The organism is Brevundimonas sp. KH_025, assembly GCF_057839885.1.
Genome location: NZ_CM174501.1, coordinates 1,611,443 through 1,629,693 on the forward strand (window position 1 = coordinate 1,611,443; position 18,251 = coordinate 1,629,693).

Sequence of the window (18,251 nt, forward strand, 5' to 3'; positions counted from 1 at the left end):
CTAGACGTCGAACTCCAGCCCGAACTGGGCGTACAGGGCGCGGCTGTCCTGCCATTTCGGGTCGACCTTGACGGTCAGGAACAGGTGGACGGGCCGGTCGAGCAGTTCGATCAGCTCCTCGCGCGACTTCTGGCCGATCCATTTCAGGGTCTGGCCGCCCTTGCCCAGAACGATGGGGCGTTGGCTTTCGCGCTCAACATAGATGGTCTGTTCGATCCGGGCCGAACCGTCGGGCTTTTCCTCGAACGCGGTCGTCTCAACCGCCGCCGAATAGGGCAGTTCCTCGTGGACGCGCAGATAGACCTTCTCACGCGTGATCTCGGCGGCCAGGACGCGCACCGGCACGTCGGCCGACTGATCCTCGGGATAGAGCCAGGGACCGGCGGGCATGGAGCGGGCCAGACGCTTCTTCAGGTCGTCCACGCCGTCGCCGCTGAGGGCCGAGATCATATAGACCTCTTCATAGACGCCGGTTTCGAACAGGCGGTGCGACAGGGCCAGCAGGGTGTCGCGGCGCATCCCGTCGATCTTGTTCAGCGCCAGGATGACCTTGGTCCCCGTCGACTGCAGATTGGCGATGATGGTCTCGGTGTCCTCAGCCGAGCGACGGTCGGCGGCGGTGCCTTCCTTGCCCTCGGCGTTGATGTGCGACTGGGCGTCGATCAGGTGGATCACCACGTCGGCGTCCTGCGCCCCGCCCCAGGCCGAGGCGACCATGGCGCGGTCCAGGCGACGGCGCGGGGTGAAGATGCCGGGCGTATCCACCAGCACGATCTGGGCGTCGCCCTCGATGGCGATGCCGCGCACGGGGAAGCGCGTGGTCTGGACCTTCTGGGTCACGATCGAGACCTTGGAGCCCGTCAGCCGGTTCACCAGCGTCGACTTGCCGGCGTTGGGCGCGCCGATGATGGCGGCGAAGCCCGCGTGCTGGTTGGGGTTGAGGGTCTCGGTCAAATTACGCCTTCTCGTTTCAACAGCGCCGTGGCGGCGGCTTTTTCCGCCTCCTGACGCGAACGTCCTGTTTGTTTCACGGGGTCGAAACCGACCACCGTCGCTTCGACCACGAAGGTCGGAGCATGATCTGATCCGGTACGTTCCACCACCCGATAGGTCGGCAGCGGACGCCCTTGCGCTTGCGCCCACTCCTGCAGAGCGGACTTGGGATTGGTCACGGCCGGCGCCGGCGGAGATGCGAACTCCTCGGCCCAGGCGATATCGAACATGATCTTGGCCGCCGCCAGCCCGCCATCGCGATAGACGGCCGCCAGAACAGCCTCGACAGCATCGGCGATGACTCCGGCCTTTCTGCGGCCGCCCGTCTTGGTCTCGCCCGCCGACAGGCGCAGGGCCGGGCCGATCTCCAGCCGCTCGCCGACGCGGGCGCAGGCGCTCTTGTCCACCAGGGCATGCAGACGCGCCGACAGCTGGCCCTCGTCCGCCGAGGGATAGTCCCGCGTCAGGCGATCCGCCACCAGCAGGCCCAGCACCCGGTCGCCCAGGAACTCCAGCCGCTCGTTATCGGCGGGACGACGGCCGTCGGCCTGCCCCCCGCCCTCGCCCACGCTGGCGTGGGTCAGGGCGCGCTCCAGCAGAGACGGATCGGCGAAATCATGGCCCAGCCGACGCCTGAGCGCGGCGACAGCCTCGGCCCGCACATTCGTCATCAGTCGAGGATCTTGAAGAACCGGCTGGGACGGATGTTGGCGAACCAGCTGACCGGGTTGAACAGCGACGCGCCCGGCGACCACGAGAACATGATGATCTCGGCCTTGCCGACCATGTTTTCGGCCGGGACCATGCCCACGCCGGCCGACATCTCGACGCGGCTGTCGATCGAGTTGTCGCGGTTGTCGCCCATCATGAAGAAGTGGCCAGCCGGGACCTCATAGACCGGGGTGTCGTCCAGATCGCCGCCGGGACCGAAGTCCTGGGTCATGAAGCTCTTGCCGTTCGGCAGGGTCTCGCGGACCTGGGTCACCGGACGCGGGCCGAACATGTCGGCCATCTCGGCGCGGCTGACGACGACGTCCTTAACCGCAGCGCCGTTGATGTAGAGCTTGTTGGCGATCATCTGCACCTTGTCGCCCGGCAGGCCGATCACGCGCTTGATGTAGTCGGTCTTGTTGTCGCGCGGCAGCTTGAACACGACGATGTCGCCGCGCGCCGGATCCTTGCCCAGGATGCGGCCGTCGAACAGCGGCGGGCTCCACGGGATCGAGTGCTTCGAATAGCCATAGGACCACTTCGACACGACGATGTAATCGCCCTCATAGAGGTTGGGCTCCATCGAGGCCGACGGAATGGTGAAGGGCTGGAACAGCAGCACCCGCAGCACGAAGGCGATCAGCAGGGCGAAGACGACGGTCTTGATGATCTCGACCGTCTCGTTGCTCGCGGACTTCTCTTTTTTCACACGTTTGGCTTTCTTGGGACGCGGCGTGGCGTAGATCGGCTTGTCGCTGTCGAGGGCTTCCGGGTCGTCGCCCATATCGAAGGGGGCGTCGCCGTCGTCGCTCCAGATCGGTCGCTGCTCGGTCGGGTCGATGGCAGGATTGCCGGCGCCGCCGTTCGCCTTGGGGTCGTCGCTCATGGTCTGCTCGAATCCCCCACAGAACGCGGGGTTGGAAGCCTGAGGCGTAAAGGCTGATTACGCCACGGGCAAGGCTTCGATGACCACGAAAGCGAGAGCATACGGGTGTTCATCGCTAAGGGTCAGATGGATGCGCGGCTCATGCCCCGGCGGGGTCAGGCGCGCCAGATGCTCGGCGGCGTGGCCGGTCAGGGCCAGGGTCGGCTGACCCGACTTCAGGTTCACCACCCCCATGTCGCGCCAATAGACGTCGGCGCGCATGCCTGTGCCCAGGGCCTTGGCGCAGGCCTCCTTGGCCGCGAACCGCTTGGCGTAGCTCCAGGCCGGGTCCGGCTTGCGGTCCGAACGGGTGCGTTCGATCTCGGTGAAGACGCGGTTCTTGAAGCGGTCGCCGAACCGGGCCAGCGACGCCTCGATGCGCCGGATGTCCGACATATCAGCGCCGATGCCGATGATCACCGGCCTGCTCCGGCCACGGCCTCGTCCATCGCCGCCCGCATTCGGCGAATGGCGGCGTCCAGACCCACAAAGACCGCCTCCCCAATCAGGAAGTGGCCGATGTTCAGTTCCTTGATCTCGGGGATGGCCAGAACCACGCTGGCGGTGGCGTAGTCGAGGCCATGGCCCGCGTGGACCTCCAGCCCCAAGATGTCGGCCTGAGCGGCGGCGGCGGCCAGACGGTCCAGTTCGAACGCCCGTTCGGCCGGATCGGCCAGGTGGCAGTAGCGGCCGGTGTGGAACTCGACCACCTGCGCGCCCACGGCGGCGGCGGCCTCGACCTGCTCCTCCGACGGCTCGATGAACAGGCTGACGCGGATGCCCGCGTCCGACAGCGCCTTCACTACGGGGGCGATGCGCGCCTCATGACCGGCGACGGCCAGACCGCCCTCGGTCGTGACTTCCTCGCGCCGCTCGGGCACCAGGCAGGCGGCGTGCGGACGGTGACGCAGGGCGATGGCCAGCATCTCTTCCGTCACCGCCATCTCGAAGTTCAACGGCTTGTTCGCGCGACGGCACAGGGCCGTCAGCACGTCGATGTCCGCGTCGGTGATGTGGCGACGATCCTCGCGCAGGTGGGCGGTGATGCCGTCCGCCCCCGCCGCCAACGCCGCCTCGGCCGCGCGGGCCGGATCGGGATGAGCGCCGCCCCGCGCGTTACGAACCGTGGCGACGTGGTCGATGTTGACGCCCAGACGAACCCGCTCGCGCTTCATCCCGTTCTCTTTCTTCTACTTGGACAGCCGGCGGCTGCCCGGGTCCTCGACCGGCAGGGCGGCCAGTTCGGGCGGCAGGGCGTCGGCCGGATAGGCCGGCACGTCCAGCGTCGCCAGGGCGATCAGCGGCACGCCCACGTCGGCGCGGCCGCCCGAGCGGTCGACGATGCAGGCGGCGGCGACGACTTCGCCCCCGGCCTTCTGGATGGCGGCGATGCATTCGCGCGAAGAAAGCCCCGTCGTGACGATGTCCTCGACCATGACGACCTTCTCGCCCGGCTCGACGGTGAAGCCGCGACGCAGCTTGAACTCGCCGCCTTCGCGCTCGACGTAGAGCGAGCGCACGTTCAGGTGCCGCGCCGTCTCATAGCCGGGAATGATGCCGCCGACGGCGGGCGAGATGGCCACGTCGACGGGGCCGACCGTGGCGACGATCTTGTCGGCCAGGGCCTGGCACAGGCGCTCGCAGCGGCGCGTGTCCATGAAGACCAGGTTCTTCTGCAGGAAGACCGGGCTGTGCAGGCCGGACGACAGGACGAAATGGCCTTCGCGCAGGGCGCCGGCGTCGCGGAATTCGTTGAGGACGTCTTCAGTGTTCATGAGAGCGTCCCTTAGACCCTGGGACCCTCCCCCTCAAGCCGAGCGATCTACTTGATGTCGCAGTTCGGCTTCAGCCCGCCTTCCAGCAGCTTGGCCCACACCGTCTCAGCGTCATCGGCGAAGGAAAACAGCGCCATGTCCGAGGCCTTGACCATGCCGTGCTCGATCAGGGTGTCGAAGTTGATGACCGAGCGCCAATAGGCCTCGTCGAACAGGACGATGGGAATCGGCGGCGCCTTGTCGGTCTGGCGCAGGGTCAGGATCTCGAACATCTCGTCCAGCGTGCCGAAGCCGCCGGGGAAGACCACCAGACCATTGGCCCGCATGGCCAGATGCATCTTGCGCATGGCGAAGTAGTGGAACTGGAAGGTCAGTTCCGGCGTCGACCAGGGGTTGGGCACCTGCTCGTGCGGCAGGGTGACGTTGAAACCGATCGACGGCGCGCCGGCTTCATGCGCGCCCTGATTGGCGGCCTGCATGATGCCCGGCCCGCCGCCGGTGGCGATGACGTTGTCGCGCACCTCGCCCGGCGAGCCGCGGAAGGCCCCGCCCCGCTCCGAGGCGATGCGGCCGAACTGACGGGCCTGCTCGTACCAGTAGGCGTGACGCCCCCCGCCGCTGGCGCCGATGCGGGCGCTGCCGAACACCACGATGGTCGAACGCACGCCCCAGGCCTTCAGCGCCTCCTCGGCCTTTTCGTACTCCATCAGGAAGCGCACGCCGCGCATCGACTCGCCCAGCAGGAAGTCCTGATCCAGCGCGGCCAGACGATAGGAGGGCGAGGCCAGTTGGGCGGCGTTGGCGAGGTCTTGCTGTTCGGGTGACATTTCGGCCTTCAGTCAGACGCCCAAGCGAAGTCAGCCGCGGGCGCGGTCCACGGTGTCGACGGACGGATTGGCGCGCAGGGCGGCGATGATCATGGTCGCGTGACGCGCATCCTCGACCTCCACGTCGATGTCGACGTCGAAGAAGTCCTGCTGACGATGGGCCATCGACAGGTTCAGGATATTGCCCCCGGCCTCGCCGATGATGGTCGCCACCTGCCCCAGCACGCCCGGCGCATTGCGGATCGTGGCGCGCAGACGAGCCGAAGCCACGGCGTCCTGCTCCGCCTGCGGCGTCCACTGCAGGTCCTGCCAGACGGAATCGTCGTCGGCGAAGTCGGCCAGGGTCTGACAGTCGATGGTATGGACCGTCAGCCCCTTGTCGGGCTCCAGAATGCCGACGATGCGGTCGCCCGGAACGGGGCTGCAACAGGCGCCGAAATGGATGCTGACGCCCGGCGTCAGGCCGCTGCCGCGCACGAACAGGCGGGCGTGTTCATTGCCGATCCGCTTGCGCTCAGGCCCGGCCTTCAGTTGCCCTTTCAGCGCCGGGAAGATGGTCTCGGCCACCTTGGTCGCGGCCAGACGCCCTCGGCCGATGGCGTCGAACATATCCTCTTCCGAGGCGATGGCGTGGGCTTCCAGCACCGGCTTCAGCGCGACGTCGGCCAGCGACTTGCCCGCCCGTTCCAGCGTCTGTTCCAGCGTCGCCTTGCCCAGGCGCACGAACTCGTCGCGCTCCGACGTGCGGATATGGCGGCGAATGGCCGAGCGCGCCCGGCCAGTGACGGTCAGGCTGCGCCAATCGGTGGGCACCTCGCGCTTGGTCCCGCGGATGATCTCGACCACGTCGCCGTTCTGCAGCGCCGTGCGCATCGGCTTCAGTTCGCCGTTGATCTTGACGCCCACGGCCGTGTCGCCGACCTCGGTGTGGACCGCATAGGCGAAGTCCAGCGCCATGCCGCCGCGCGGCAGGGTGATCAGCGCGCCCTTGGGCGTGAAGACGAAGACCTGATCCAGATACATTTCGAGCTTGGCGTGCTCGACCCAGTCCTCGCCGCCCTCGCCGTGCTCGATGACCTGAACCAGATGGCGCAGGTTCAGCAGCGGGTCGCGCCCGCCGTCCGCCTCCATCGCCTCGCGGTCGAAGCCGTAGGAGTGGTTCTTGTAGGCCCAGTGCGCCGCGACCCCGTCCTCTGCCACGCGATCCATGATCTCGGTGCGGATCTGCATCTCGATGCGCAGCCCGCCCGGACCGACGACCGTGGTGTGCAGCGAGCGATAGTTGTTCGACTTGGGCGTCGAGATGAAGTCCTTGAACCGCTCCGGCACCATCGGCCAGGCGCGGTGGATGACGCCGAGGGCGCGGTAACAGTCGTCTTCAGCCTCGACGATCACCCGAAAGCCGTAGATGTCCGACAGGGACGAGAAGCCGACCGACTTCCTCTGCAGCTTGCGCCAGATCGAATAGGGCGTCTTTTCCCGGCCTTTCACGTGGGCGCGGACGCCCGCCTCGCTCAGGACCAGTTCGATTTCGCGCGACACGCCCTCGATGGCGCGGCCGTGCTCCAGCTTCAGCGCCTCCAGCCGGCGCTGGATGGCGACGCGCGCCGTGGCGTTCAGGTGCTCGAACGCCAGTTCCTCCAGCTCGGAGGCGATGGAGTGGATGCCGATGGAGCGGCCCAGCGGGGCATAGACTTCCAGCGTCTCGCGGCTGATGCGCTCGCGCTTCTCCGGCTTGACGTACTGGAGGGTGCGCATGTTGTGCAGGCGGTCGGCCAGCTTGACCAGCAGGACCCGCACGTCCTTGGAAATGGCCAGGATGAATTTGCGCAGGTTCTCGGCCTGGCGCGTGTGTTCGGCCTGCAACTCCAGACGCGACAGCTTGGTCACGCCCTCGACCAGAACCGCCACTTCTTCGCCGAACATGGCGGCGATGTCGTCGCGCGTCGCCGAGGTGTCCTCGACCACGTCATGCAGCAGAGCCGTGACGATGGTCGCGGTGTCCAGCTTGTAGTCGGTCAGGATGCCCGCGACCTGGATCGGATGGGCGAAATAGGGGTCGCCCGAGGCCCGCAACTGCGAGCCGTGCATCTTCATCGCATAGACATAGGCGCGGTTCAGCAGCGCCTCGTCGGCGGTCGGGTCATAGGCCTTGACCGCCTCGATCAATTCGAACTGGCGCATGATCGGCGCGCGCTTGGCTTCAGGCACAGGAGACACGGACTGGGAGGACTCGGACTGGGAGGGGACTTCAGACGACAACGGCGCCGCCCCGGAAAGGAGCGACGCCGTCTGATCTATCTGATTCGCGACTTGGTCCGGCGACGGGCCTGCGGGGGACCGCGCCGGAAGAATCGTTACGCCGTTGACTGGCTCAGCCGTCAGTAGCGTTCCTCCTGGCCGCCGTCCCGGTCGCTTTGCAGCGCCCGGATCAGTTCGGCCTCGGCCATGTTCATGTGCTGCGGCTCGGCCAGCAGCGCCACGACTTCGGCTTCATCCTCGGCTTCGGTGCGCTCATCGACGCGCTGCAGCGTGGTGATGATGTTTTCGCGCAGTTCGTCCGGCACGACGGTTTCGTCGGCCAACTCACGCAGGGCCACGACCGGGTTCTTGTCGTTGTCGCGATCCAGCGTCAGGGCGGCGCCGTTGGCGATGTTGCGGGCGCGGTGGCCGGCCAGCAGAACCAGACCAAAGCGGTTCGGCACCTTTTCGATGCAGTCTTCGACAGTGACGCGGGCCATGAATTTCCTCTGGCGGCAGGGAGAACCGCACAAAATATAGGGTTAGGCGTGATTGTGCAACGCCGCGAAGGCCGGAATGAGGCCTCAGACGCCCGTTTCCGCCGGGACAGGGCGCGCGTCTAGCCCGACGACACAGGCGGCGGCAAGAGCGGCGGCGCGCCCGCCGACCACGGGATGCTCCCAATCGGGCGCGATCTCGGCCAGCGGCCCCATGACGAACAGGCGTTCGGCGGCGCGCGGGTGCGGCAGGATCAGCCCGTCCAGATCGCCGCTGAGCCGCCCATAGGCGATCAGATCCAGATCCAGGGTGCGGGGCGCATTGCGGACGCTGCGACGACGGCCGAACACGTCCTCGACCCGGGCCAGCTTGCGCATCAGGGCTCCTGGGTCATGCGCCGTCCGCACGATCACCACCCCGTTCAAGAAGGGCGGATCTGTCGGATCGGGCCAGGCCTGCGACGACCACCAGGACGAGCGGGCCAGAATGTCGATGCCCTCGGCCCGGAACCGCGCCAGCGTCGCCTCAAGCGACTCTGCGCATGACGCCCAGACGCCCTTGTCATTGCAGCCCAGCGCGACGATGACTGCGCCGTCCAGGTCGATGTCGCCTTCGGGAATCTCGGTCGGGACGCTCATATTCTCGACCATTTCCACGGACTCATATTCATGACCGGCCATACGGGCGACCGTCTCGCCTTGTTCATCGACGGCGCCAACCTCTATTCGGCGGCCCGCGCGCTCAACGTCGATCTCGACTTCAAAAAGCTGTCCGACTGGTTCGCTCAGAAGGGCCAACTGGTGCGCGCCTATTATTACACGGCGGTGGTCGAGGGCGAAGAGTTCTCGCCCATCCGGCCGCTGGTGGACTGGCTCGACTACAACGGCTTCACGGTCGTGACCAAGCCGGCCAAGCGCTTCACCGACGCGCAAGGGCAGTCGCGCATCAAGGGCAATATGGACATCGAAATCGCGGTGGACATGCTGGAGCTGGCGCCCAGGCTGGATCACATGATCCTGTTCTCGGGCGATGGCGACTTCCGCCGACTGGTGCAGGCCGTTCAGGCCAAGGGCGTGCGCGTCACCGTGGTCTCGACCACCAAAAGCCAGCCGCCGCAGATCGCCGACGAACTGCGCCGTCAGGCCGACGCCTTTATCGATTTGGCCGATGTCGCTGCCCATTTCAGCAAGCCCAAGAGCGCCGCGTCGCAGACGACGATGCGCACCTTTGAACGAGACGACCGCCCATGAGCCGCGCCCTGAACCCCGAGCCGCCGCGCGACTGCCCGCTGTGCCCGCGCCTGGTCGCCTATCGCCAGGAGAACATCCGCCAGAACCCCGACTGGTGGAACGGCCCTGCGCCGTCCTTTGGCGATCCGAACGCGCGCCTGCTGATCGCGGGCCTGGCGCCCGGCCGCACCGGGGCCAACCGGACCGGCCGCCCCTTCACTGGCGACCACGCCGGATGGCTGCTCTACGACACCCTGCGCAAGACCGGCTTTGCTCAAGGGAGCTATGACCCTGACGGCAAGGACGACCTGACGCTGGTCGACTGCATGATCACCAATGCGGTGCGCTGCGCGCCGCCGCTGAACAAGCCGACCGGCGCCGAAGAAAACACCTGCCGCCCCTTCCTGATCGACCGCCTGGCCGCCCTGCCCCGGTTGAAGGTGATCGTGACCCTGGGCGACGTGTCGCGGCGCAGCATCCTGAGGACGCTGGGCTATCCCGGCACGGCCATCCCCGCCGGGCACGGCGTCGAGGGCAAGGTCGGCGCCTATACGATCATCAACAGCTATCACTGCTCGCGACTGAACACGAACACGGGCCGACTGACGCCGCAGATGTTCGAGGCGATCTTCCACCGCGCCAAGCTGGCGCTGGAAGACTAGATCAGCCGCCGCCGGCGACCTCGCCGGCCACCATCACCGGCGCCGAGGGTTCGCGGAAATAGCGGTCGATGCCCTCGGCGACCGAGCGCATCAGGCGGCGACGCGCGCGCTCGTCGGTCAGGACGCGCTCGTCCTCGGGATTGGTGATGAAGCCCATCTCCAGCAGGATGGCCGGAACGTCGGGGGCCAGCAGCACGGCCAGACCGGCGTCGCGGTGACTGCGGCGCAGCAAGGGATGGTCCGCCCCTTCCAGATGGGTCAGCAACACCCGCGCGAACTGGGCCGAGCGGTTCTGGGTGGCGCGCTGGGTCATATCCAGCAGGATGCGGTCGACCGAGGGGTCGCGCCCCGGCAGGCGCAGATCGCGCTGCCAGTCGTCGCCGCGCGTGTATTCGCGCACCGCGCGCCCCGCCCCCTGCTCCGACAGGGTATAGACGCTGGCCCCGCGCAGGGCCGGGTCGGTCCCGGCGTCGGCGTGCAGCGAGATGAACAGGTCGGCGCCGGCGTCGCGCGCGATCTGCACTCGACGGCCGTGAACGACATAGACGTCGCCGTCGCGGGTCAGGCGCACACGATAGCGGCCGGTGCGCTCGATCGCGGCCTTCAGCTCGCGGGCGGCGGCCAGGGTGACGGCCTTTTCCTGCGCATGAACGCCCTGCGCGCCCGGATCGCGGCCGCCGTGACCGGCGTCGATGACGATCAGCGGCTTTTCCTTGCGCGCCTGTTCGCGGCGCGGCGGCGTGCTGGCGGCGACGGCGGCTGCGGCGCCCGTGGCCTTCAGGTCGATGACATAGCGATAGTGCTGAACCCCGTCGCCCGGCGGCAGCAGGAAGCGGCGTTCAATCTCGGCGCCGCGCGCCAGGTCCAGCCGCACACGGGACGAGCCGCCCGACGCGCTTACGCCATAGCCGCGCACCAGGCCGGACCCATTGCCGTCCAGCCCCCTGCCTGGCGCCACGTCCGACAGGGCCACGATCACGCGGCCGGTCGTGCCGTCCTCGATCACCTGGCCGCGCGTGGTCTTGCCCAGATCCAGCACGACCCGCGTGCGCTGGGCGTCGCCGCCGAAGCGGATGGCGGAGATCTGCCCGTCAGGACCGAAGGCCAGGCCGCGCCCAGCCGTCAGCACGACGCCGCTCATGACCACGAAGGCCAAGGCCGTCATCGCCCATTCACGCACGCCCCAACGGGCCAAACTGTTACGCCACCGGCCATACATGGACGGACTTCACCCTTCTGGTTCCGCGCTAGCGTGGCCGAACGTGCTAAGGATTTCGTTAAGACCTGTAACGGTCGTGGTTCTTTTAATTTCCGCCACATATGCCTATGATCTGGTCCGCTAGCGAATGATCGCGCCCCCTGCAGCATCGCAGGGTTCGGGCGCGCCCTCCTCGCGGCGCTGACTTTCACCTCATTCCGAGGATCGATCGGCCTGGCCGACGATTCGACGAAACGGGTCCGGGACGCGGCCTTGAACGGCGCGTTCGGATCCAGGACCGACAGACCTCATGGGCCGACCCGCCTGCGCTCCCGACCGGCAGACCATTGCCGCTCTCGCATTCCGCGAGGGGATGACGCGCGCCCTGGCCCCCATTTCCATTCGGCGAGCCGCCCCCTTGTCCGCGGAGACATCCGCAGGGCCCGGCCTGGCGCGCCTGAGAGAGACCCTTCATGTCAAAGACAATGCTGATCGATGCGGCGCACGCGGAAGAAACCCGCGTCGCCATCGTGGACGGACGTCAGGTTGAGGAATTCGATTTCGAATCCACGGCCCGCCGCCAGCTTCGCGGCAACATCTACCTCGCCAAGGTCACTCGCGTAGAGCCCAGCCTTCAGGCGGCCTTCGTCGAGTACGGCGGCAATCGTCACGGCTTCCTGGCCTTCAACGAAATCCACCCGGACTATTATCAGATCCCGGTCGCCGACCGCGAAGCCATCATGGCCGAAGCGCAGTCGGACGACGACGATCACGACGATCTGGGCCGTGAAGGCGACGACGAGTCCGAAGGCGGTCTGGCCGACGAGGAGCGTCTGAAGCGTCGCCTGATGCGCCGCTACAAGATCCAGGACGTCATCAAGCGCCGTCAGATCCTGCTGGTGCAGGTCGTCAAGGACGAGCGCGGCGCCAAGGGCGCGGCTCTGACCACCTGGCTGTCGCTGGCCGGCCGCTACTGCGTCCTGATGCCGAACACCGGCAAGGGCGGCGGCATTTCGCGCAAGATCACCAACACCTCGGACCGTCGTCGCCTGAAGGCCGCCGCCTCGGCGCTGAAGGTGCCGCAAGGCATGGGCCTGATCATCCGCACGGCCGGCGCCAAGCGCACCAAGGCCGAGATCAAGCGCGACTACGAATACCTGCTGCGCCTGTGGGAGACGATCCGCGAGACCACGCTGAAGTCGAACGCCCCGGCTGTCATCTACGAAGAAGAGAACCTGGTCCGCCGCGCCGTGCGCGACATGTACGACAAGGACTTCGACGGTATTCAGGTCGAGGGTCTGGAAGGCTTCAAGGAAGCCCGCGACTTCATGCGTGTGCTGATGCCGTCGCAGGCCAAGAAGATCCACCTCTATCAGGGCTCCAAGCCCCTGTTCGCCGCCAACGGCATCGAAGAGGTGCTGACCCAGATCCACCAGCCGGTCGTGCCGCTGAAGTCGGGCGGCTATCTGGTCATCAACCAGACCGAAGCCCTGGTCGCCATCGACGTGAACTCGGGCCGTTCCACCAAAGAGCGCAACGTCGAGGCCACCGCGACCAAGACCAACATGGAGGCGGCCGTCGAAGCCGCCCGCCAGCTGCGTCTGCGCGACCTCGCCGGCCTGATCGTCATCGACTTCATCGACATGGATGAAGGCAAGAACAACCGCGCCGTCGAAAAGGCGCTGAAGGACGCGCTGGCCAAGGATCGCGCCCGCATCCAGATGGGCCGCATCTCCGGCTTCGGCCTGATGGAGATCAGCCGCCAGCGTCGCCGCCTGGGCGTGATCGAAGGCGCCACCGAGGTCTGCCCGCACTGCCAGGGCGCCGGCCGCATCCGCTCGGCGGAATCGGCGGCTCTGATGACCCTGCGCGCCGTGGACATCGAGGCAGGCCGCAACGGCGCCGGCTCGGTCAACCTGCGCGTCTCGACCGCCGTCGCCCTCTACATCCTGAACCACAAGCGCAACTATCTGCAGCGCCTGTTGGAGCAGCGCGGCCTGAACGTCGTCATTCTGATCGATGACAGCCTGGGTCAGGGCGAGCACGCCATCGAGCGCACCTCGACCAACGAGGACTTCGTCCCCACCGTCACCCACATCTCGGCCGCCGAGCTGGACGACGGCTTCGACGACAGCGCCTTCGACCATGAGGACGAAGACGAGGACGAGGAAATCATCGGCGGCGACGATGAGGACGAAGCCGACCTGGACCGCGAAGACAGCGACGACGACGAGGCTCGCGAGCGCGCCGAACATCACGACGGCGAAGGCCGCGGCCGTGGCCGCCGTCGCCGCCGTCGCGGCGGTCGCCGTGACGAGGAAACCGCCGACGAAGCCGCGCCCGCCGATGTGGTCGCCGCCGATGACGAAGACGACGACAGCGAGGCCGGCCGTCGCCGTCGTCGCGGCCGTCGTGGCGGTCGCCGGATGCGCGAAGACGGCGAACGCGACGCCTTCACCTGGGTGCGCGGCCGCACGCCGTCGCTGGACGATCCCTACGTCTGGTTCGACCCGATCAATCCCGCCCCGCGCAACGAACGCGCCCCGGTCGAAGCCTCGGAAGCCGGCGACGTCGTGGAAGCGACCGCCGAACGTCCCGAAGGCGAACGCGCCGAGCGCGAAGGCGGCCGTTCGCGCCGTCGTCGCGGTCGCGGTCGCGGTCGTGATCGCGGCGGCCTGCCCCACGAGGCCAAGGTCGAGGACCGCGCCGTCAACGAGGGCCTGCCCCCCGTCGGCTCGCCGGACACGCCGATCGCCACGATCATCCCCGCTGAGGATGACGCCGTTGACGCGCCTGAAATCGTCGCCGAAGCCGTCGAGGCCCCCAAGCGTCGCCGCGTGCGTCGCAAGGCCAGCGCCGACGTCGCGGGCGAAGCCGTGATCGAAGCGCCGATCGAGGCCGAAGCTCCGGTTGAAGCCGAGGTCGAAGCGGAACCGATCCCCGCCCAACTGGACGTGGAACCCGTGGTCGCCGCCAAGATCGAGGCCGCCATAGAGCAGGCCATGGCTCCCGAGCCGGAACCGGTCGTCATCGCCGAACCGACGCCCGAAGTCGATGTGGCGGCCCTCATCGCCGAAGACCCGAACCAGATCGGCGCACCGCCCGCCAAGCCGAAGCGCGGCTGGTGGCGCCGTTGATCGGACACGATTAGGCTTGAAGACACGGGGGAGACTGTCGCTCTGGAGCACGCCATGACCAGGCTTCCCCGTGTCCCTACACGTGTCGCATCCCGCATCCTCGTCGCCGCCACGGCCATCGTGGCGGTGCTGGCGATGGCGGGATCGGCCTCGGCACAGAGCCTGATCCGCGACACCGAGGTCGAGGGAATCATCCGCGACTGGTCCGACCCGGTCTTCGTCGCCATGGGTCTGGAGCCGTCCGAGGTCGAGGTTCTGCTGGTCAATGATCAGGACCTGAACGCCTTCGCCACGCGCGGGCGGATCATGGGGCTGAACACCGGCCTGATCCTGCAGACCAAGACCCCCAACCAGCTTCTGGGCGTGATCGCCCACGAGGCCGGCCACATCAAGAACCGCCACACCCTGCGCGACGGCGCCCAGAATGCCGGGATGCAGCCAATGATCATGACCATGGCGCTCGGCGCCCTGGCCGTGATCGCGGGCGCGCCGGACGCGGGCGCGGCGCTTCTGGCCTCCAGCCAGTATTTCGGCACGCTCGGCGCCCTGCGCTATATGCAGAGCCAGGAAGGCGAAGCCGACATCACCGGCGCCCGCGCCCTGGAACGCGCCGGGGAATCCGGCAAGGGCATGGTCGAGTTCTTCGAGAATTTCCGCGCCCAGGAGATCTTCTCGGATCAGCGCCGCTACCCCTATTTCCGCAGCCACCCGCTGTCGTCGCAACGCATCGAGGCCCTGCGTCGCCCAGTCGAGGCCGCCCCCCATTTTAGCCACCAAGACAGCCCCGAGCGGATGGCCCAGCACGCGCTGGTCCTGGCTAAGATCCACGCCTTCATGGACGCTCCGAACGCGACGCTGCGGGACTATCCGTCGTCCAACACCACCCTGCCCGCCCGCTACGCCCGGGCCATCGCCTGGTATCGGGACGGCCAGACGGACAAGTCGCTGTCGGCGGTCGACGACCTGCTGACCGAGCAGCCCGACAATCCCTACTTCTGGGAGCTGAAGGGCCAGATCCTGTTCGAGGAAGCCCGACCGGCCGAGGCCATCGGCGCCCATCAGAAGGCCGTCGAGCTAAAGCCCGACGCCCCGCTGCTAAAGATCAACCTGGCCCACGCCCTGATCGAGACCAACGACGCCGCCAATCTGGACGCCGCCATCGACCAGTTGAAACGCGCCATCGCGCTGGAAAAGGACAACACCCTGGCCTGGCGCCTGCTGTCCCAGGCCTACGCCAGTCAGGGCAAGGAGGGCGAGGCGCGCCTGGCCTCGGCCGAATACTGGTTCGCCCTGGGCCGCACCGAACAGGCCACGCAATTCGCCATGCGCGCCCGCGACATGCTGGACCGCAGCTCCATCGAATGGCGTCGCGCCACGGATATCGTTTTCGCATCCGGTGCCTCGCAGAAAGACATCGACGACGCCGAGCGCCGCAACGAACAGCGCAACAGCCGCGGCGTCATCCTGCCCAACGGCTGACGCCGCCCAACTTTCCGATATCGAGACCTTCATGACTGACGACGCACGCCCCGACGCCCCCGAGACCCCGACGCCCGCCGCCCCCAAGGGCAGCGCCCTGTCGCGGCTGTCCGGCAAGACGCTGGGCGGCGCGGCTCTGGCCGTCTCGGTCCTGGCTCTGGGCGTGTCGGCCGCTCCCTATCTGACCGGCGGCGATTTCGGCGGCCGGGTGCGCGCCTATCTGATCGAACACCCGCAGGTGCTGGACGAGGTTCTGGCCGCGCGCCAGGCGCGCGAGGAACAGTCGCGCGTTCAGACCATCAACGCCGCCGTCGCCGCCAATCCGGCGCTGCTGGCCCCCGATGCGCGCGACCCCAGCTTCGGCCCCGCCGACGCCAAGGTGACGGTGATCGAGTTCTTCGACTTCCGCTGCCCGGGCTGCAAGGCCGTGGCCCATGACTACCGCGCCCTGATGGCCGCCCACCCCGAGGTCCGCTTCGTCTTCAAGGACTGGCCGATCCTGGACCGGGGCGACGACGTCACCTCGCAATACGCCGCCCGCGCCGCCCTGGCCGCGCATCAACAGGGCAAGTATCTGGAGGTCTACGACGCCCTGATGACCGAGCGCGCCCTGGACCGCGCCGCCATCGACGGCATCCTGGTCCAGCACGGGGTCGACATGACCAGGGCCCAGGCGGCCATCGCCTCGCCCGAGATGACGCGCCACGTCACCGACATCCACACCGTCGCCGCGACCCTGGGCCTGCAAGGCACGCCGACCTTCTTCATCAACGGCAAGGCCAGCGCCAGCATCGAACCGGGCGAAGTCGCCAAGCAGATCGAAGCGGCCAAGCGCTAGGCGGCCGCAAGGCTCCGCTCGCCGCCGATCCACTCGACGTTCGCGCGGCGGGTCGCCTCGGCGGCGGCGTCCGCGTTGCCCAGCTTCCGTTCGGCCTCGGCCAGGACGAAGTAGCTGTAGGGATCGCTGGGCCAGTCCTTCAGCAGTTCCTCGATCTTGGCCTTGGCCCCGGCGGCGTCGCCGCTGGCCAGCAGGGCCGCCGCCAGACTGCGGCGCGTCGGATACCAGATGATCGGCGGATCGCCGCCCTCGTCGTCCAGGGCCTGAATCTGGGCGGCGCGGGTGAAGGCGGCGACGGCGGCCGTCGCATTGCCCTCGATCATGGCCGCGCGGCCCTCCAGGATGCGCTGAGACAACTCGGTAAAGACCGCCCGCTGCTCGGCCATCGGCCCGGTGAAGGGCGTGGCTTCGCGCAGCGCCTTGATGGCGTCCGCCTCGGCGCGCACGGCGGCGGCGTCGCCCGCTCGCGCTGCGGCCTCGCCCCGGGCGTAGCGCCAACTGATCCGCAGCAACGGATGGGTCTCCGAAGGTTCCTTCAGCGCCGCCACCTGGTCCGGCGTGCCGAAGCGGCCGTAGATGGCGTAGGCGTTGTTGGCGACGATCTGACGCCAGTATTCCTGAGCGCCGATGTTCGGATAGGTGGTCAGGAACCAGTCGGCCAGCTTCAGCCCCTCCTCGCCGCCGCCGGCCATCAGGGCGCCGCCCATGCCGAAGTGGATGTTGTGGCCGTGCAGCCGCATCGCCGGCACCCCGCCCGGCGGCTTGGCCAGGGCGTCATAGCGGCGGTCCAGCGCCACAGCGTTGACGTTGGCCATCATGGCGTCGCGATAGCGGCCGACCCGGTAATAGGTATGCGACGGCATATGCACCAGATGGCTGGCCGCCGGGGCCAGCAGGGCCAGCTTCTCGCCGTAGGGAATGGCCTTGTGCGGGTCGTCCGACCACTCGGTCAGGTGGATATAGAGGTGGATCGCGCCGGGATCATTGGGGTTCTTGGCCAGCGCCTGCTCCAGCAGGCCCATGGCGCGGGGGATGGCCGGATCGGCGGCCTTGCCGTCGTCGTCCCACCATTCATCGGCGGCCAGCAGCCAGGCGTCGGCGGTGATGTTGGCGATGGCCCCGTCGTCGGGGTTCTGACGTGCGATCCGGTCCATGCGCTGGGCAAAGCGGTCGGCGCGGCTCTTTTCTCCGCCGGAATAGCGCTGGATCAGGGCGTCGATCATCTGGCGCTGCACCGGCGTGGCGTCGCGGGCCAGACGGCGGGCGTCGCGCGCGGCTTTGCGGGCCGCCTCGATCGAGGCCTTGTCCTGACCGCCGCCGTTCAGATTGGGACCGATGGCCCAGGCCTCGCCCCAGGCGCACATGCCGCAGGTCGGGTCCAGCGCCCGCGCCTTGCGGAAGGCCCGTACCGATTCGGTATGCTCAAAGGCCCAGCGCAACCGCACCCCATGGTCGAACCAGGCCTGGGCCTCGGGGTTGGCCGTGTCGATCTTGAACCCGCCCGTGCCAAAGCCCTCGACCATGACGATGTCGCTGGCCGGGATCGCCTCGATGGCCGAGCCGCCGGGGCCGCAGACCTGGGGCTGATCCAGCAGGTCGCGCACGGCCTTGTCCGCCGTCGCGTCCGCCACCGCCATCGGCCCGATCATGCAGGCCGCCACGGCCGTGCAGGCCATCAATCCGAAACGCATGGAACCCTCTCCCTGAGCAGACGGGAGAGTGCGCGTCCGACAGCGAG

17 protein-coding genes are annotated in these 18,251 nt (G+C 67.9%); 5 read left to right on the forward strand and 12 right to left on the reverse strand.

The window, feature by feature from the left end; all coding sequences use genetic code 11:
• The 10 genes from era to folK all read right to left on the reverse strand — a co-directional run bounded on the left by era (position 1) and on the right by folK (position 8,620).
• Positions 1-954 carry a GTPase Era gene (era, locus tag AC3IS2_RS08100; protein WP_489197093.1) on the reverse strand — a complete coding sequence of 318 codons (954 nt, stop codon included), beginning with the start codon at positions 952-954 and terminating at the stop codon, positions 1-3.
• The gene (rnc, locus tag AC3IS2_RS08105; RefSeq protein ID WP_489197094.1) at positions 951-1,664 is read right to left on the reverse strand and encodes a ribonuclease III; all 714 of its coding nucleotides are present in this window, start codon (positions 1,662-1,664) and stop codon (positions 951-953) included. The genes era and rnc overlap by 4 nt, the downstream gene beginning before the upstream one ends.
• Entirely contained in the window at positions 1,664-2,590 is a 927-nt protein-coding gene (lepB, locus tag AC3IS2_RS08110) for a signal peptidase I (RefSeq protein ID WP_489197096.1), read from the reverse strand. The genes rnc and lepB overlap by 1 nt, the downstream gene beginning before the upstream one ends.
• Positions 2,591-2,647: 57 nt before the next feature.
• Positions 2,648-3,049 carry a holo-ACP synthase gene (gene acpS / locus AC3IS2_RS08115; RefSeq protein ID WP_489197097.1) on the reverse strand — a complete coding sequence of 134 codons (402 nt, stop codon included), beginning with the start codon at positions 3,047-3,049 and terminating at the stop codon, positions 2,648-2,650.
• A complete protein-coding gene (locus AC3IS2_RS08120) occupies positions 3,046-3,804 on the reverse strand; it encodes a pyridoxine 5'-phosphate synthase (protein WP_489197098.1) in 759 nt (252 codons plus the stop codon). Before AC3IS2_RS08120 ends, acpS begins: the two co-directional genes overlap by 4 nt.
• 15 nt (positions 3,805-3,819) lie before the next feature.
• The gene (gene pyrE, locus AC3IS2_RS08125; RefSeq protein ID WP_489197099.1) at positions 3,820-4,404 is read right to left on the reverse strand and encodes an orotate phosphoribosyltransferase; all 585 of its coding nucleotides are present in this window, start codon (positions 4,402-4,404) and stop codon (positions 3,820-3,822) included.
• A 47-nt stretch (positions 4,405-4,451) separates the two neighbouring features.
• Complete coding sequence (locus AC3IS2_RS08130; protein WP_489197100.1) at positions 4,452-5,231, reverse strand: LOG family protein; 780 nt, start codon at positions 5,229-5,231, stop codon at positions 4,452-4,454.
• A 30-nt stretch (positions 5,232-5,261) separates the two neighbouring features.
• Positions 5,262-7,415, reverse strand: a complete 2,154-nt coding sequence (locus tag AC3IS2_RS08135) for a RelA/SpoT family protein (RefSeq protein WP_489197101.1) — start codon at positions 7,413-7,415, stop codon at positions 5,262-5,264.
• A gap of 197 nt (positions 7,416-7,612) precedes the next feature.
• A complete protein-coding gene (gene rpoZ / locus AC3IS2_RS08140; protein ID WP_489197103.1) occupies positions 7,613-7,972 on the reverse strand; it encodes a DNA-directed RNA polymerase subunit omega in 360 nt (119 codons plus the stop codon).
• A gap of 84 nt (positions 7,973-8,056) precedes the next feature.
• A complete protein-coding gene (gene folK, locus AC3IS2_RS08145) occupies positions 8,057-8,620 on the reverse strand; it encodes a 2-amino-4-hydroxy-6-hydroxymethyldihydropteridine diphosphokinase (protein WP_489200126.1) in 564 nt (187 codons plus the stop codon).
• An 18-nt stretch (positions 8,621-8,638) separates the two neighbouring features.
• On the opposite strand from folK, the gene AC3IS2_RS08150 reads away from it, so the two are divergent.
• Positions 8,639-9,220 carry a LabA-like NYN domain-containing protein gene (locus tag AC3IS2_RS08150; RefSeq protein WP_489197104.1) on the forward strand — a complete coding sequence of 194 codons (582 nt, stop codon included), beginning with the start codon at positions 8,639-8,641 and terminating at the stop codon, positions 9,218-9,220.
• Entirely contained in the window at positions 9,217-9,861 is a 645-nt protein-coding gene (locus AC3IS2_RS08155) for a uracil-DNA glycosylase (RefSeq protein WP_489197105.1), read from the forward strand. Before AC3IS2_RS08150 ends, AC3IS2_RS08155 begins: the two co-directional genes overlap by 4 nt.
• A 1-nt stretch (position 9,862) precedes the next feature.
• Here the strand turns inward: AC3IS2_RS08155 and AC3IS2_RS08160 are convergent, their stop codons facing one another.
• Entirely contained in the window at positions 9,863-11,026 is a 1,164-nt protein-coding gene (locus tag AC3IS2_RS08160; protein ID WP_489197106.1) for an N-acetylmuramoyl-L-alanine amidase, read from the reverse strand.
• A gap of 506 nt (positions 11,027-11,532) precedes the next feature.
• Between AC3IS2_RS08160 and AC3IS2_RS08165 the strand changes: the two genes are divergently transcribed.
• The 3 genes from AC3IS2_RS08165 to AC3IS2_RS08175 are packed head-to-tail and all read left to right on the forward strand — an operon-like array spanning position 11,533 to position 16,513.
• A complete protein-coding gene (locus AC3IS2_RS08165; RefSeq protein WP_489197107.1) occupies positions 11,533-14,196 on the forward strand; it encodes an Rne/Rng family ribonuclease in 2,664 nt (887 codons plus the stop codon).
• A 54-nt stretch (positions 14,197-14,250) separates the two neighbouring features.
• Complete coding sequence (locus AC3IS2_RS08170; protein ID WP_489197109.1) at positions 14,251-15,675, forward strand: M48 family metalloprotease; 1,425 nt, start codon at positions 14,251-14,253, stop codon at positions 15,673-15,675.
• Positions 15,676-15,706: 31 nt separating this feature from the next.
• The gene (locus tag AC3IS2_RS08175; RefSeq protein WP_489197111.1) at positions 15,707-16,513 is read left to right on the forward strand and encodes a DsbA family protein; all 807 of its coding nucleotides are present in this window, start codon (positions 15,707-15,709) and stop codon (positions 16,511-16,513) included.
• Here AC3IS2_RS08175 and AC3IS2_RS08180 read toward each other — a convergent pair.
• Positions 16,510-18,204, reverse strand: coding sequence for a tetratricopeptide repeat protein (locus AC3IS2_RS08180; RefSeq protein ID WP_489197112.1), 1,695 nt, complete (start codon positions 18,202-18,204; stop codon positions 16,510-16,512). The genes AC3IS2_RS08175 and AC3IS2_RS08180 overlap by 4 nt on opposite strands.
• Positions 18,205-18,251 lie beyond the last annotated feature (47 nt).

What these genes read in the sequence shown, in the direction of transcription:
- AC3IS2_RS08175 (WP_489197111.1), top strand. Translation starts at nt 15,707, where the DNA reads ATGACTGACGACGCACGCCCCGACGCCCCCGAGACCCCGACGCCCGCC.
- AC3IS2_RS08160 (WP_489197106.1), bottom strand. Translation starts at nt 11,026, where the DNA reads ATGACGGCCTTGGCCTTCGTGGTCATGAGCGGCGTCGTGCTGACGGCT.
- rnc (WP_489197094.1), bottom strand. Translation starts at nt 1,664, where the DNA reads ATGACGAATGTGCGGGCCGAGGCTGTCGCCGCGCTCAGGCGTCGGCTG.
- AC3IS2_RS08130 (WP_489197100.1), bottom strand. Translation starts at nt 5,231, where the DNA reads ATGTCACCCGAACAGCAAGACCTCGCCAACGCCGCCCAACTGGCCTCG.
- folK (WP_489200126.1), bottom strand. Translation starts at nt 8,620, where the DNA reads ATGGTCGAGAATATGAGCGTCCCGACCGAGATTCCCGAAGGCGACATC.
- lepB (WP_489197096.1), bottom strand. Translation starts at nt 2,590, where the DNA reads ATGAGCGACGACCCCAAGGCGAACGGCGGCGCCGGCAATCCTGCCATC.
- rpoZ (WP_489197103.1), bottom strand. Translation starts at nt 7,972, where the DNA reads ATGGCCCGCGTCACTGTCGAAGACTGCATCGAAAAGGTGCCGAACCGC.
- AC3IS2_RS08155 (WP_489197105.1), top strand. Translation starts at nt 9,217, where the DNA reads ATGAGCCGCGCCCTGAACCCCGAGCCGCCGCGCGACTGCCCGCTGTGC.
- AC3IS2_RS08150 (WP_489197104.1), top strand. Translation starts at nt 8,639, where the DNA reads ATGACCGGCCATACGGGCGACCGTCTCGCCTTGTTCATCGACGGCGCC.
- AC3IS2_RS08170 (WP_489197109.1), top strand. Translation starts at nt 14,251, where the DNA reads ATGACCAGGCTTCCCCGTGTCCCTACACGTGTCGCATCCCGCATCCTC.
- AC3IS2_RS08120 (WP_489197098.1), bottom strand. Translation starts at nt 3,804, where the DNA reads ATGAAGCGCGAGCGGGTTCGTCTGGGCGTCAACATCGACCACGTCGCC.
- AC3IS2_RS08180 (WP_489197112.1), bottom strand. Translation starts at nt 18,204, where the DNA reads ATGCGTTTCGGATTGATGGCCTGCACGGCCGTGGCGGCCTGCATGATC.
- pyrE (WP_489197099.1), bottom strand. Translation starts at nt 4,404, where the DNA reads ATGAACACTGAAGACGTCCTCAACGAATTCCGCGACGCCGGCGCCCTG.
- AC3IS2_RS08165 (WP_489197107.1), top strand. Translation starts at nt 11,533, where the DNA reads ATGTCAAAGACAATGCTGATCGATGCGGCGCACGCGGAAGAAACCCGC.
- AC3IS2_RS08135 (WP_489197101.1), bottom strand. Translation starts at nt 7,415, where the DNA reads ATGCGCCAGTTCGAATTGATCGAGGCGGTCAAGGCCTATGACCCGACC.